A 13,511-nucleotide genomic window follows, 5' to 3' on the forward strand; every position below is an offset into this window, starting at 1 on the left:
CTGCCAAGGCACAAAAAAACACCCCGAACAGCTCAGGGTGTCGCCATAACTTGTCTAGGCTAATCTAGGCTATTTGTTGGGTTGAGGTGTCAACCGCAGATAGGGCTTAACAGCATTGAAGCCCTTGGGAAACTTCTGCTTCGCCTCTTCATCGCTGAGGGAAGGCACAATCACGCACTCTTGACCCTCTTGCCAGTTGACGGGGGTGGCCACACTGTAGTTGTCCGTCAGTTGCAGCGAATCAATCACCCGCAGAATCTCAGCAAAGTTACGCCCCGTGCTCGCGGGATAGGTCAAGGTCAAGCGCAGGCGTTTTTGGGGGTCAATGATAAAGACTGTGCGCACCGTCAGGTTGTTGAGGGAGTTGGGGTGGATCATGTCGTAGAGGTTGGAGACTTTTTTATCTTCGTCTGCCAAAATCGGGTAATCCACCTTGACGTTGTTGACTTCTTCAATGTCTTTGATCCAGCCGAGGTGGGACTCCACACTATCCACACTCAAGGCCAAGGTTTTGACATTGCGCTTCTCAAATTCTGAGCGTAACCGCGCCACTTCGCCCAGTTCTGTCGTACAAACGGGGGTGTAATCCGCTGGGTGGGAAAACAATACAACCCAGCTATCCCCTGCCCACTCATAGAAGTTGATTTCCCCCATGGAAGACGCTTGGGTAAAGTTGGGTACGACATCCCCAAGTTTTAGGCTCATAGATGGTGGCTCCTAGGCTAACGATGTATCTTTAGCTACGGATTCTATCTTGCCACAAACTCTCGTTTATCGGTCGGAATATAGAGGAAAATATACAAACCGATAGAATTGGATAGGATTTAGGGTTGAGAATTTTCAATCGTCGTTGCCTTTAGGGTCTGGACATACTGCTGCACCTTGAGGTCAATACCCGTAATATCCGTGCCCACGACCACTGCCCAAGCGCCCAAATTCAAGGCTTTTGCAGCCATTGTGGAACTGGCAATCCCCCCTTCACAGAGAATAGGGACATTGAGGTGCTCAACAAGCTGACTCAGGAGCGCCCAACTGGGGGGTGGGGTATGCGCCGTGGTTTCGGTGTAACCAAAGAGGGTCGTGCCCACCCAATCAGCACCGGCAGCAACCGCCGCTTCAGCACTTGCAAGGGAGTCAATGTCGGCCATGACGGGCTTGCCCAGTTCATCGTGAATTCGCTGAATCAAGTCCTGTAGGGGTTCAGGGCGCGATCGCGCTGTGGCATCGAGGGCAATCACATCGGCACCGGCAGCAGCAACGGCCACTGCATCGGCAAAGCGAGGCGTAATATACACGGGGTACTCGGGCAACACCTGTTTCCAGAGGCCAATAATGGGCACCTTTACCGCTTGGCGCACCGCCTGAATATGGGCTGGGGTATTGATGCGCACGGCCACTGCCCCCCGTAAAACAGCGGTTTTTGCCATGGCTGCAATAATCTCTGGGACGGCTAGGGGAGAATCGGGCGGTGCTTGGCAGGAGACAATCAGACCGCCGCGAATTTCTGTTGCTAGGTTCATGGTGTCTCTAAATGCAATTTCTGGCGGGCGATCGCCCCCAGTTCCAAGGACAGACCACTCACCCTCTCCAGCAAGTAAAGGCAATGCTCTGGCCGCAGGAATGTGCCATCGTTGCGACAGACCCCCGTGTAGATCAGGCTCATCATCGGCCAGTGGTCTTGGTGCTCCTTGAGGCGGATCTCCAGCAGGCGATCGCGCAAATTCACCACTTGGGTTTTCCCTGACTTGGTGGTTAGCTCATAGAGAATTTCAGGGGTGGCTCGCAAATCCTCTAACCACTGTTGCCAAGTGCCCCGCTCCACGGGTTCAGGGGTACGGATGAGCAGTTCATAAGTAGCTGCCCGCAGGGCTTGACTCGCTGCCGGTTCACTTAAGGGCACCACTTCCCAGGTGTAAAGGGGCACCTCCGCCGGCAGTTGTTGCCGCAATTGCTCCAGCACCGTTGGCGGATCCACCTCGCGATAAAATTCCAGATCAACAATTTCGCCATAACTGGTCACCCCAAGGGGCAAGGCGCTGGCGGTGGAGATGCGGGGTGAAGGATGAAATCCCCCCGTAAAGGCAATGGGTAGATGGGCACGGCGTACTGCTCGCTCAAAGAGGCGCAGTAGATCTAAATGGCTGAGAAGCGTCATTTCCCCAGTTTTCCCAAAGGTGAGGCGCAGACGTTGCACCCGTTCTTGGGGGGCTTGGGGCTGACCTTGAATGGGCGGAATCGGGGGGGGCGGCACGACCACGTTATGGCCAAAGTCAATGCCACAGACGCCACAATGGGAGCAGCCCTCAAAGGAACAATCGGGAACAACAACCGCTTCTAGGGCACGGTGCAAGTCTTCCTTCAGCCATGTTTTACTAATGCCCGTATCAATGTGATCCCAAGGCAGGGGAGCATCGAGGTTGTGGCTGCCACCACTAAAGACATTCCACTCACCCGCTTCCAGTTGACGGTATTTCCAGTCCAGGCCAGCTTCTTGAATGGCTTGCGTCCAAGCGGCATAGGCGCGATCGAGGCTTTCCCACCAAGAATCTTCCCGTGCCCCCAATTCCCACGCGCGGCGGATCACTGGCCCCAGTTGGCGATCGCCCCGACCGACAAAGTCTTCCATTGCTGAGATGCGCACATCGGTAAAGTTGGCCTTTAGCCCCTTGATCGTGCGGAATTCCGCCTTCAGTAGCTCCTGTTTGCGTAGAAACTCACTGGTGGAGACCGCGTGCCACTGGAAGGGCGTATGGGGCTTGGGGGTAAAGTTGGAAATGGTCAGGTTAAAGCTCAGGGGTTTGCGTCCCTTGATCCAGCATTCTCGCTTCAGCCAACGGATCGTTTCAGCAATGCCTAACACATCGGCATCGGTTTCCCCCGGCAGGCCAATCATAAAGTAGAGCTTGACCTTATCCCAGCCCTGTTCGTAGGCAGTTTTGACCCCCCGCAGCAGTTCCTCATTGGTCAGACCTTTGTTAATAATGTCCCGTAGCCGCTGTGTTCCCGCTTCCGGGGCAAAGGTCAGTCCCCCTTGGCGCGTGCCCCCCACAATATGGGCAATGTTTTCATCAAAGCGATCCACCCGCTGGCTGGGGAGTGAGAGGGAGATGTTCTCGTTTTGCAGGCGGTTTTTAATTTCCACACCCACGGCGGGCAAAGCCAAGTAGTCGGAGCAACTTAACGACAGTAGCGAAAACTCGTTGTAGCCCGTGGCGCGCATCCCCGTTTCAATGGCAGCAATCACCTCATCGGGGGCAACATCGCGGGCAGGGCGGGTGAGCATCCCCGGTTGGCAAAAGCGACAGCCGCGCGTACAGCCCCGGCGAATTTCCACCGTCAAGCGATCGTGAACGGTTTCTACATAGGGCACCAAGCCAATGGCATAGTGGGGCATCGGGGTAGCTACTCGCCGCAAAATGCGCTCAGGCACATCGGGGCGATTGGGTTTAACAGAGCCATCCCCTTGGCGATCGTAAAATTGCGGCACATAGACCCCCGGCACCTGTGCCAAATCCAATAGCAAGTCCTGCCGACTCAAGCCGGCTCGTTTGCCTTCTGCCACCACGAGGCCAATTTCGGGCAAGAGTTCCTCGCCATCCCCAAGGGCAAAAAAGTCAAAGAAGTCAGCGTAGGGTTCAGGGTTTGATGTCGCTGTCTGTCCACCGGCAAAGATAAGGGGAATCTCTTCTAGGGGTGCCTGTTGGCGTTCTCGCCAAGTCAGGGGTAAGCCAGCCAAGTCGAGCATTTCCAGAATGTTCGTGGCACCCAACTCATAACTGAGGCTAAAGCCAATGAGGTCAAACTCCCGCAGGGCACGGCGCGATTCCACAGCAAAAAGGGGAGTTTGGGTCACTCGCAATTTGGCGGCTAAATCCGCTGCGGGTAAGTAGGCGCGATCGCACAGTTGATCGGGGACGGCATTGAGAATGTTGTAGAGAATAATGTGTCCTAAGTTCGAGGCGCCCACCTCATAGATTTCCGGATAGCTGAGCACCCAGCGCACCGTTGCGGCCTGCCATGGCTTATGAACCGCCCCTCGCTCATTGCCCAAATAGCGAGCAGGTTTGAGAATCTCTGGGGTGAGCAACTCAGTAATCGGAACAACCATGACTCATGAACCCAATTGCAAACATCTAGGGCAGTAAAAAACGGGATTCCCCAGTGGGCATCGGGCGGGGGGGTTCGGGGGGCGCCAAAAGTCCAGCACTGCCAGGTTGGGGAACGGGGGGCAAAACGGTGGGAGGTCTCGATGTCGGTTCTGGCAGTGTTGTTTGGGGTTGGGGACGCTGGGGCGTAGTCGTGGGTAACCCCGCTTGCTGGGCGTAGAAGGTGGCCAGTGTGCTCACCAAGGCATCCCGTTGTTGGCGATTGAGTTGGCGAATAGCAGCAATATCCCCTTCCATGGGGTTGACTGTCAGGTAAGAACGTCCCGGATAGGTTTCTCCCCGCAGGAAGTCATTCAGCCCCAAATAGTCAGCAAGGGAAATTTTCCAGTCAAAACGGTAGAGGGGCGATCGCCCTTTGACCGTGGTGTGATAGACAATGAATCGCTCTAGGAGGGTACTCTCCGGCGCGGGCTGACGATTTTCTTGGCGGATATAGTGGTTTTCCTTCGGTAAAGCGGGCAATTTGGGATAGAGGGTTTCTGCCACCAGCCGCGGGTTAATGAGAATTTGGGCAGTGGCATCGGGTAGGTTGGGGTCAGGTTGCGATCGCCCCACACTCCAAGTACTGCTCAGGGGCAACCACAAAAGTGCCAGCAAGCACCCCCCCGTCACCCAGCCCAAAAACGTCCAGCCCCGTCGTCTTCCCATGGCGCCTAATCTGCCAGTAACTCCGGTTGAGCAATTTCATCGGACATTTCGATAATGGCACGGGTCACCGGCTTCAGGGGCAGATCATCGAGATCTTCACTGGCCTCTAGCCCCCGCCGCTGTTTCGCCCGGTTGGCAATTTGCACCGTAATCCGATAGCGATTGGCGGAGTGCTTGATTAATTCTTCCGCTCGGCGGTTAATTTCCAAGGCTGAGTAATGAAGGCGCTTTTGCATGGTCAGTCTTTTCCTTAAACGTGGGTGGCCATTGCTTGTAGGGGTTGTGGTGTCGGTGTCACAAAGGGCTGGATAATGCCGCCCCCCAGCAGGCGATCGCCCGCATACCAAACCGCCGCTTGCCCCGGCGTTACCCCAAATTGCGGTTCAGCAAACTCCAATTGTACCTGCTCAGCGTTGGCAGCGGGAATGATGGTTACCGGCACCGGAGGAGTACGATAGCGAATTTGTACCGTGGCTGTGATCGGTTCTGTGGGAGGGGGAATCGAGACCCAGTTCACCCGGGCCACTGTACACTCACGACGGCCGGCGGTGGCACGATCGCCGACAATGACGCGATTGTGTTCCCGATCCAAGGCCACCACATAAAGCGGTTCAGGTGCCGCAATTCCCAAGCCTTTGCGCTGGCCAATCGTATAGTGGTGAATCCCCTGATGGTACCCCAGCACCCGGCCATGGACATCGACAATTTCCCCTTGCTGACTGGGCAGATACTGATCCAAGAATTGGCGCATGGAGCCATGGGCTTCAATCAGGCAGAGATCTTGGCTTTCCGGTTTACTGGCGGTGTGCAGGCCATACTGCGCCGCGAGGGCACGGGTCTGCGCCTTGGTTTGCTGACCAAGAGGAAACAGCACATGGGCCAGAATCTCTTGGGGCAAGTCATAGAGAAAGTAGCTTTGATCCTTATGACGATCCACCGCCCGCCACAGTTCATAGCGATCGCTCGTGGGATTGTATTTCACTTGGGCATAATGCCCGGTAGCAATGTAGTCAATCCCCAGTTGCTCACGGCTATAGGCGAGCATCGGCCCAAACTTCACCAAACGGTTGCATTGGGAACAGGGCAGCGGTGTCACCCCACTGGCGTAGCCACTGACCAGATAGTTCACAATATATTTCTCGAAAATTTCGCGGCTATCCACAATATGGTGAGGGACTCCCAGCTCCTCACAAAGACGCGCCGCATCCACTAGCCCCTCAGAGCAGCACTGCCCCTTACCCTTCATCAGCCACAGCGTCAGACCAACAACGGGGTACCCTTGAGCTTTGAGGCTAGCAATGGCCACGGAACTATCAACACCGCCGGAAAGGCCAACAACAACCGCCGGTAAATCGGACATTGTTAAGATTCACAAAAAATCTACCTCTTTTAGGGTAGCATCCCTACTTTCGCAGCGCAGGCCATCGCAATCGGCTATAATCGGGAGACAAGGTTGGCGAGTAATCGCCGCTTGAGTTTTTTAAGTAGAGCGATTCTTGAGTTCGGTTTTAGGGAAGGTTGGTTACGTGACAGTCGTCTCTCCGAAGTCAGCGTCAACACATGGTTCAATTTTTGCTTTGGAGCAGATCAGATTATGTCTATTTATGTCGGCAACCTTTCCTACACGGCCACCCAAGAAGACCTAGAGGCCGTTTTTGCCGAGTACGGTTCCGTCAAACAAGTCTACTTACCGGTGGATCGGGAAACAGGCCGTAAGCGGGGCTTTGGTTTTGTGGAAATGTCCACGGATGCTGAAGAAGAGGCGGCGATCGCTGATCTCGACGGTGCCGAGTGGATGGGACGGCAACTCAAGGTCAACAAGGCACGCCCCCGTGAAGCCATGGGTGGTGGCAACAATCGTTATTCCCGTAATCGCTAACTCCCGCAACTAGCCCTCTAGGAGGTGCTATATCGGCTCTGCCAATGTGGTAGAGAAATAATAACGACCTGCTGAATGCAATTGGAAAGGAACATCATCACTATGGCGCGCATGTATTACGACGCAGATGCCCAATTAGAACTCCTCAAGGACAAAACGATCGCCATTATTGGCTATGGCTCCCAAGGCCACGCCCATGCCCTCAACTTGCGGGATAGCGGTCTCAATGTTGTGGTGGGTCTCTATGCCGGCAGTCGTTCTGCAGAGCGTGCCCGTGCCGATGGTCTAGCGGTGCACTCCGTGGCGGAAGCCGCGAAACTGGCCGACTGGATTATGATTCTTCTGCCCGATGAAGTTCAGCGGGTTGTTTATGAGCAGGAGATTGCCCCCCACCTGCAAGCGGGGAATGTTCTTTCCTTTGCCCACGGCTTTAACATTCACTTTGGCCAAATTGTGCCCCCCGGCAATGTGGATGTGGTGATGGTGGCGCCCAAAGGCCCCGGTCACCTCGTGCGCCGCACCTATGCCCAAGGGGAAGGGGTACCCTGCCTGTTTGCGGTCTATCAAAATGCCAGTGGTCAAGCCCGCGATTTAGCCATGGCTTACGCCAAGGGGATTGGAGGCACCCGTGCCGGCATTCTGGAAACCACCTTCCGCGAAGAAACAGAAACCGATCTGTTTGGTGAGCAAGTGGTGCTCTGTGGTGGCCTCAGCGCCCTGATTAAGGCTGGCTTTGAAACGTTGGTGCAGGCCGGTTATCAGCCAGAGCTGGCCTACTTTGAGTGTCTCCATGAAGTGAAGCTGATTGTGGATTTGATTGTGGAAGGGGGGCTTGCCAAAATGCGGGACAGCATCTCCAACACCGCAGAATACGGCGACCTCACCCGTGGCCCACGGATTATTACCGAGGAGACCCGCGCGGAAATGCGCAAAATTCTCCACGAAATTCAAACGGGTCAATTTGCCCGTGAGTTTGTGCTGGAAAATATGGCGGGTAAACCGGGCTTTACTGCCATGCGGCGACGGGAGGCAGAACACCCCATTGAACAGGTGGGTCAAGAACTGCGTTCCATGTTTAGCTGGTTAAAACGGGCTTAAGCTTTGCCCTAGGGGGCAGCAATGGCGATTATTTCGTCGCAAAATTCACCGCCGGAGCGATCGCGCCCCCCTTCACTGCTCTCCAATCAACTCACCCCAGAGGAACAGCACGCGCCGGCTGAAGAGTCCCTACGTCCCCGCTCCTTGCAGGACTACATTGGCCAGCAGGAACTAAAAGATGTGCTGCACATTGCGATCGAGGCAGCCAAGGCACGCCAAGAACCCCTTGATCACCTGCTGCTCTATGGCCCGCCGGGCTTAGGGAAAACCACCATTGCCTTGATCTTAGCGGCAGAAATGGGGGTCAACTGCAAAGTGACCAGTGCCCCAGCTTTGGAACGCCCCCGCGACATTGTGGGTCTCTTGGTGAACCTGCAAGCGGGGGATATTCTCTTTATTGATGAGATTCACCGCCTCTCCCGCATGACCGAGGAACTCCTCTATCCCGCCATGGAGGATTTTTACCTTGATCTCACCGTGGGCAAACAGCAAACGGCACGCACGCGACGACTGAAACTCAATCGCTTTACCCTTGTGGGAGCAACCACCCGTGCCGGTGCGTTGACCTCACCCTTGCGCGATCGCTTTGGTTTAGTGGAGCGCTTGCGCTTTTATCATCCCGAAGAACTCCAGCAGATCGTTCAGCGGGGGGCAGCCCTCTTACAAACCCCCATTACCCCCGAAGCCGCTCTGGAAATTGGTCGCCGCAGCCGTGGTACTCCCCGCATTGCCCTGCGGCTCCTGAAGCGGGTACGGGATTATGCCGCTGTGAAACACGATGGCACGATTAGCCTAGAGGTGGCTACCGCTGCCCTTGAACTGTTCAATGTGGATCCAGCAGGCTTGGATTGGAGCGATCGCCGGCTCCTCAGTCTGATGATTGAGTCCTATCAAGGCGGGCCTGTGGGCATTGAAACCCTTGCTGCAGCCACTGGTGAGGATGTGCAAACCATTGAAGAGGTCTATGAACCCTACCTTCTCCAGATGGGCTATCTGCAACGAACCCCCCGAGGCCGCGTTGCCACTCCCCGCGCTTGGCAACACCTAGGCTATACCCCACCAGAAAACCAGTTGCCGTTGTTATCTCGTCCCCATGACCCCTTGTCTTAAGACCCAACTCCTCTATGAGACCGACTATTACCTTTGGCTTAAGGAGACCGTTGCCCAACTCAAGGCAGGGGACTTCGACAACTTAGATGTGGAAAATTTAATTGAGGAGATTGAGAGCTTGGGTCGAAGCGAAAAACGCGCCCTATTCAGCTATCTACTGCGTCTTTGTGAGCATCTTCTCAAGCTCAAATACTGGGAAACTGAGCGACAATACTGCTATAGGGGTTGGCTGTTGGAGATTAGTCATTTCCGTTTAGAAATTGCACTAATTTTGCAGGATAGCCCCAGTCTTCAGCCATTTGCAAAGGCATCTTTCCTAGATTCCTATCAAAAGGCAAGGAAAAATATGCTGAAGGTGATTGGGTTATCCCCTGACGTGATTCCGGAAGTCCCCGACTTCACAATGGAGGAAGCTCTAGACGAGGAGTGGCTGCCTTGGCAATCTGACCTCAATTCATAGAATCCACTGGCCTTCGAGAAGTATTCTGGTATGACCTCTCCCATTAAAACTAAGCCTGCATCCCTCTACACCGCAGACTATTACCTTTGGCTTAAGGAGACCGTTGCCCAACTCAAGGCAGGGGACTTCGACAACTTAGATGTGGAAAATTTAATTGAGGAGATTGAGAGCTTGGGTCGAAGCGAAAAACAGGCGATCGCGAGCTATTTAATGCGACTCTGTGAGCACCTCCTCAAAATTAAATACTGGGACACGGAACGGGAATACTGCCTGCGGGGTTGGCAACGAGAAGTGATGAATTTTAGACTGCACATTCAGGAAATACTCGAAGCCAGCCCTAGCTTGACATCCTTTGTACAGGAGATTTTCATCAAACAATATTGCAATGGGAGAAAACTCTTTCTCAGCGCTAGTGGGGTAAATCCTCATTTGATTCCTGAAGCCCCCGAATTTAGCCTTGAACAAGCTCTCGATCAGAACTGGCTGCCTTGGCAATCTGATGCGAACTGCGAAGGCTCAGTCTCGTGAATCGCGATCTTGCCCTAAGCACTCGTTGTTGGCCAGCCTTAGCCCGCCCCTGTAATTGGAAAATCGCTGTAAGCTATTGATAGGGTTGATTAAGGTTTTTTAACCTTTCCCCGACTCTCTGCCTCGCCTACGTGAACGACCATGTTGCGGATCATCACCCAGTTAACAGACCTACGCGCTGAACTACGCCGCATTTGCGATCGCACCGATAGCGGGGAGATGAGCGAACAACAGGCTACCGTTGAGGCAATTTTGCGCCGTGTGGCCAAGGAAGGCGATCGCGCCCTGATTGAGTACACTGCCCAGTTTGATCACATTGACCTCACCCCCGAAACATTACGGGTGAAAGGAGATGAACTGGATGCCGCTTACCAACAGGTGTCCAAAGAACTCCTCGATGCCATTCGCCTTGCCAAGCAACAAATTGAAGCCTTCCACCGCCAGCGAGTCCCCAAAAGTTGGGTGCAATTTGGTGAAGATGGCATTGTCCTCGGCAAACGCTACACTGCTGTTGATGCTGCCGGACTGTATGTGCCGGGGGGACGGGCTGCCTATCCGAGTACGGTGTTAATGAATGCGATTCCCGCTCAGGTGGCCGGTGTGCAGCGGATTGTCATGGTCACCCCTCCCGGTCAGGGCAAAGGCATTAACCCTGCGGTTCTCGTTGCCGCCCAAGAAGCGGGAATTCAAGAGATTTATCGCGTTGGTGGCGCCCAAGCCATTGCCGCCCTTGCCTATGGCACAGAAACGATTCCTCGGGTGGATGTCATTACTGGGCCGGGAAACCTGTATGTGATGCTGGCCAAAAAACAGGTCTATGGCCGCGTTGGTATTGACTCCCTAGCAGGGCCGTCAGAGGTCTTGATCATTGCCGATGAGACAGCCAATCCCGTTCACATTGCTGCTGATCTACTGGCTCAAGCGGAACATGATCCCCTTGCGGCAGCCATTTTGCTCACACCGAGTCTTCCCCTTGCGGAAGCAGTTGTCACGGCTGTTAATGAACAATTGGCTGAGCATCGGCGCCGTGTCCTCACCGAGAAGGCGATCGCCCACTACGGGTTGATTGGCATTGTCGAGAGCCTAGAACAAGCGGTAGAACTCTCCAATCACTTTGCCCCTGAACATCTGGAATTGGAAGTCGAAGACCCTTGGAGCCTTGTCGAGCAGGTGCGCCATGCCGGTGCGATTTTCCTCGGCTATTCCACCCCTGAAGCGGTTGGCGACTATCTCGCGGGTCCCAATCACACCCTGCCCACCTCTGGTGCCGCCCGTTATGCTTCTGCCTTGGGTGTAGAAACGTTCCTCAAACACTCCAGCATTATTCAATACACCCCTGCTGCCTTACGCAAACAGGGGGGAGCGGTCATGACCCTCGCTGAAACAGAAGGCCTGATTTCCCACCGCGACTCCGTGCGTCTGCGCCTTGAGCCTTAGAAACTAACAATCAGGTAGGGGGCTTCAAATTTACCCCCGCGAACCGGTTTGCCCTTCAAGCTAGGGGGCAGTTCAATGTGGCGTCGCTGATCGCCAGCCTCCACCGTCAGTTCCCCACTAAACTCGCTGAGTTTCACCTGTTCTTTGCGAAATCCTGGCAGGAAAATGCGCACCTGCTGTTGCGTCTCATCAAATTCATGGGGAGCTGGTGCTGCCGCCAACTGGTTCAGGTCTGGAAGATGGGAAACAAGGCTTTGCCAGTGGCTCCAGTCTTTGGGGAGCGCCGAAATGCGTAGCAGTGCAAACGTGCGGCTGACCTCTGGCGTGGGTTCCCCCATACAAAAGACCTCAGAAATGGGGATATTCACCTGTTGAGCACTGCCCCATAACCATTCGGTTTGAGCCGTTGAGATCACTGTGCCATCCGTTAGCAGAAACACCGATAACCGTTGCGAGTCCGCGGCAATCTGCACACCGCGATCGATCCACTCCTTCGCCTCACCGAAACGCTCCCGCACTTTTTGGGTATCAATATTGGCTGCCATAATTGCACTAGCGATCGGCCCCCCAATAGCATTGGCGATCGCGTTGAGATCTAGTTGATCTAGCAAACGTTGAAAGCGGCGATAGTACCACGCCAACCCTTGGGGCAACCCAATCAGCCGCAGTGTATCTTGACTATTCCCGCCCACGTAGACAATCACATCGTACTCACCACTGCTGTAGTGAATGCGTAGGGCATTGAGGGTGAGCAAAGTATCCATCCCCGGCAAGATCACCAATTCGCCTGCATAAACCTTACCCACCAACTCTTGGGGCAAATAGGGTTCCACCAAACGGCTGAGTTCTTGCCATGCGGTGTTGAGACTTTCAGTAGCCAGCAGCTCAGCGATCGCTAATCCCTCCGACAGCAACTTGGGTTGCCAACCAATCGCCTGATCTGGACTGCCAATGAAAAATTGCAGGGAAGTGGCTGGACTCGGCACTGCTAACAAGGTTCGCTGCTGTCGCCCGGCAAACCACTGGGCAATAGCCAGACCCAGTGCTGTTTGTTGTTCTGGGGTTGCTCCTAAGAGAGTAACAATGCGTGTCATGGCAAGTTTGAGGACGATAGTTGCTTGGACTATCCTATCGGCAAACGGCTATCCCAAGGTTCTCTAGACAACCCCTCATAAAATCGCTTCTATGGGCAGCAAAATCCCCTCAACGATAAAGCTACTTACTAGGGCGATCGCCCTCCTTCTAGGGGCTTCTAGACCCTTCTCAGGCCAAAAAAATTTTTCGCGGCGCAAACAGATCCTCATTAGAGCATTCTGAACCTAAATTCAAATCCTTTTTCAGAGTTTTCCCCAAGTTCCCCAAAGTTTTCCCCAAGCACTTGGAAGTTCTGATCCTCTAGCCATCTCAACCCTTCGTTTTGTTCTTGTCTTCCTAATGTTTCCCAGTGTCACAACCCTCTCAACCAAGATTTCCTCAAGCTCTAAGACAGCTTCAGACTAACCCCACATGCCCCAAATCACATCTTTATTTTTCTCTGTCAGAATCTTATTCTCTTTAGATCTTAGAGATCTACTACTACTAAATTATTTAAATAATATTTATAGTAGTAGTAGGGGCTGTGGAAATGTGGAAAAATTTTCGGAAACCCGCTTGCAGAGCGACTTTGAGCCACTTCCCCCCTGTGGAAAACTTGTGGAAAAAGTGGGGGGTTTTTCCACAGGCTATTATCTTAGTGGAAAAAGAATAAAAAGTTTTCCACAGTTTTTCAGAGTTTTTCCGGGGTTTTCCACAGGTTTTCCCCAGAATTTTCCACAGGCTTTTTGGAGTTTTCCACAGGCTAGGGGGGGAAGATTTCCGTATTTCTACGATTCCCCTTGTCGGCGATCGCTCGCACACTGAAAAAAAGAGATTGTGCCAACCGATACGAACGTTCCTGTGGACTCCCTGATGTTTTCTCTAGAATGCCCCACAGCCAGTCTTGAGCAAGTGATTGGTCATCTTCCTCCTGTTGAGCAGATTCGGATGCTGATGTACCACCCTTACTTCACCGGTCGCTGCCCTGCGTGTCGGCAACCTATCCATCACTCCCAACTCAAGATAGGTCAGTGCCATTGCTCCCACTGTGGCTGGCAAGATCAAGCGGGCGATTCCGAGCTTATGCCTAGGTTGACGGCTCAGCATCCAG

Annotated in this window: 15 protein-coding genes (2 of these 15 running past the window's edge); 7 read left to right on the top strand and 8 right to left on the bottom strand. The window is 53.9% G+C overall.

Annotated elements, in window-relative coordinates; all coding sequences use genetic code 11:
* Positions 1-69: 69 nt before the first annotated feature.
* The 6 genes from M0646_RS04420 to mnmA all read right to left on the bottom strand — a co-directional run bounded on the left by M0646_RS04420 (position 70) and on the right by mnmA (position 6,174).
* Positions 70-705: a peroxiredoxin gene (locus M0646_RS04420; RefSeq protein WP_149818527.1), complete on the bottom strand. Its 636-nt coding sequence runs from the start codon at positions 703-705 to the stop codon at positions 70-72.
* A 119-nt stretch (positions 706-824) separates the two neighbouring features.
* Entirely contained in the window at positions 825-1,520 is a 696-nt protein-coding gene (locus M0646_RS04425; protein ID WP_286649907.1) for an N-acetylmannosamine-6-phosphate 2-epimerase, read from the bottom strand.
* Positions 1,517-4,108 (bottom strand): TIGR03960 family B12-binding radical SAM protein, encoded by a 2,592-nt coding sequence (locus tag M0646_RS04430; RefSeq protein ID WP_286649908.1) that lies wholly within the window; start codon positions 4,106-4,108, stop codon positions 1,517-1,519. Before M0646_RS04430 ends, M0646_RS04425 begins: the two co-directional genes overlap by 4 nt.
* 25 nt (positions 4,109-4,133) lie before the next feature.
* A complete protein-coding gene (locus M0646_RS04435) occupies positions 4,134-4,814 on the bottom strand; it encodes a hypothetical protein (protein WP_149818533.1) in 681 nt (226 codons plus the stop codon).
* Positions 4,815-4,819: 5 nt separating this feature from the next.
* Positions 4,820-5,050 (bottom strand): DNA-directed RNA polymerase subunit omega, encoded by a 231-nt coding sequence (locus M0646_RS04440; RefSeq protein ID WP_149818535.1) that lies wholly within the window; start codon positions 5,048-5,050, stop codon positions 4,820-4,822.
* 14 nt (positions 5,051-5,064) lie between these two features.
* Complete coding sequence (mnmA, locus tag M0646_RS04445; protein WP_149818537.1) at positions 5,065-6,174, bottom strand: tRNA 2-thiouridine(34) synthase MnmA; 1,110 nt, start codon at positions 6,172-6,174, stop codon at positions 5,065-5,067.
* A gap of 234 nt (positions 6,175-6,408) precedes the next feature.
* On the opposite strand from mnmA, the gene M0646_RS04450 reads away from it, so the two are divergent.
* The 6 genes from M0646_RS04450 to hisD all read left to right on the top strand — a co-directional run bounded on the left by M0646_RS04450 (position 6,409) and on the right by hisD (position 11,326).
* Complete coding sequence (locus M0646_RS04450) at positions 6,409-6,693, top strand: RNA-binding protein (protein ID WP_149818540.1); 285 nt, start codon at positions 6,409-6,411, stop codon at positions 6,691-6,693.
* A 102-nt stretch (positions 6,694-6,795) separates the two neighbouring features.
* On the top strand, positions 6,796-7,791 hold the full coding sequence (gene ilvC, locus M0646_RS04455) for a ketol-acid reductoisomerase (RefSeq protein ID WP_286626778.1): 996 nt from the start codon (positions 6,796-6,798) through the stop codon (positions 7,789-7,791).
* A gap of 21 nt (positions 7,792-7,812) precedes the next feature.
* Complete coding sequence (gene ruvB / locus M0646_RS04460) at positions 7,813-8,901, top strand: Holliday junction branch migration DNA helicase RuvB (RefSeq protein WP_286626779.1); 1,089 nt, start codon at positions 7,813-7,815, stop codon at positions 8,899-8,901.
* Positions 8,885-9,361: a DUF29 domain-containing protein gene (locus tag M0646_RS04465; protein ID WP_149818546.1), complete on the top strand. Its 477-nt coding sequence runs from the start codon at positions 8,885-8,887 to the stop codon at positions 9,359-9,361. The genes ruvB and M0646_RS04465 overlap by 17 nt, the downstream gene beginning before the upstream one ends.
* Before the next feature lie 30 nt (positions 9,362-9,391).
* Positions 9,392-9,889: a DUF29 domain-containing protein gene (locus M0646_RS04470; RefSeq protein WP_286626781.1), complete on the top strand. Its 498-nt coding sequence runs from the start codon at positions 9,392-9,394 to the stop codon at positions 9,887-9,889.
* A gap of 141 nt (positions 9,890-10,030) precedes the next feature.
* Entirely contained in the window at positions 10,031-11,326 is a 1,296-nt protein-coding gene (gene hisD / locus M0646_RS04475) for a histidinol dehydrogenase (RefSeq protein WP_286626783.1), read from the top strand.
* On the opposite strand, the gene M0646_RS04480 is transcribed toward hisD, so the two are convergent.
* A complete protein-coding gene (locus M0646_RS04480; protein ID WP_286626784.1) occupies positions 11,323-12,420 on the bottom strand; it encodes an ArsA-related P-loop ATPase in 1,098 nt (365 codons plus the stop codon). The genes hisD and M0646_RS04480 overlap by 4 nt on opposite strands.
* A gap of 853 nt (positions 12,421-13,273) precedes the next feature.
* On the opposite strand from M0646_RS04480, the gene M0646_RS04485 reads away from it, so the two are divergent.
* Positions 13,274-13,511: the 5' portion of a hypothetical protein gene (locus M0646_RS04485; RefSeq protein WP_286626785.1), read on the top strand. It continues 8 nt past the right edge of the window; 238 of the gene's 246 nt are visible here — the first part of the coding sequence; it begins with the start codon at positions 13,274-13,276; its stop codon lies beyond the right edge, outside the window.
* Positions 13,488-13,511, bottom strand: partial view of an IctB family putative bicarbonate transporter gene (locus tag M0646_RS04490; RefSeq protein WP_149818554.1) — the 3' portion only. 1,374 nt of this gene lie beyond the right edge of the window; the window shows 24 of its 1,398 coding nt (coding positions 1,375-1,398); the start codon falls outside the window, past its right edge — the gene reads right to left on this strand; the stop codon is at positions 13,488-13,490. The two genes, M0646_RS04485 and M0646_RS04490, sit on opposite strands and share 32 nt — an antisense overlap.

This window comes from Thermosynechococcus sp. B3 (assembly GCF_030323045.1).
In the GTDB taxonomy this organism is placed as follows: Bacteria; Cyanobacteriota; Cyanobacteriia; order Thermosynechococcales; family Thermosynechococcaceae; genus Thermosynechococcus.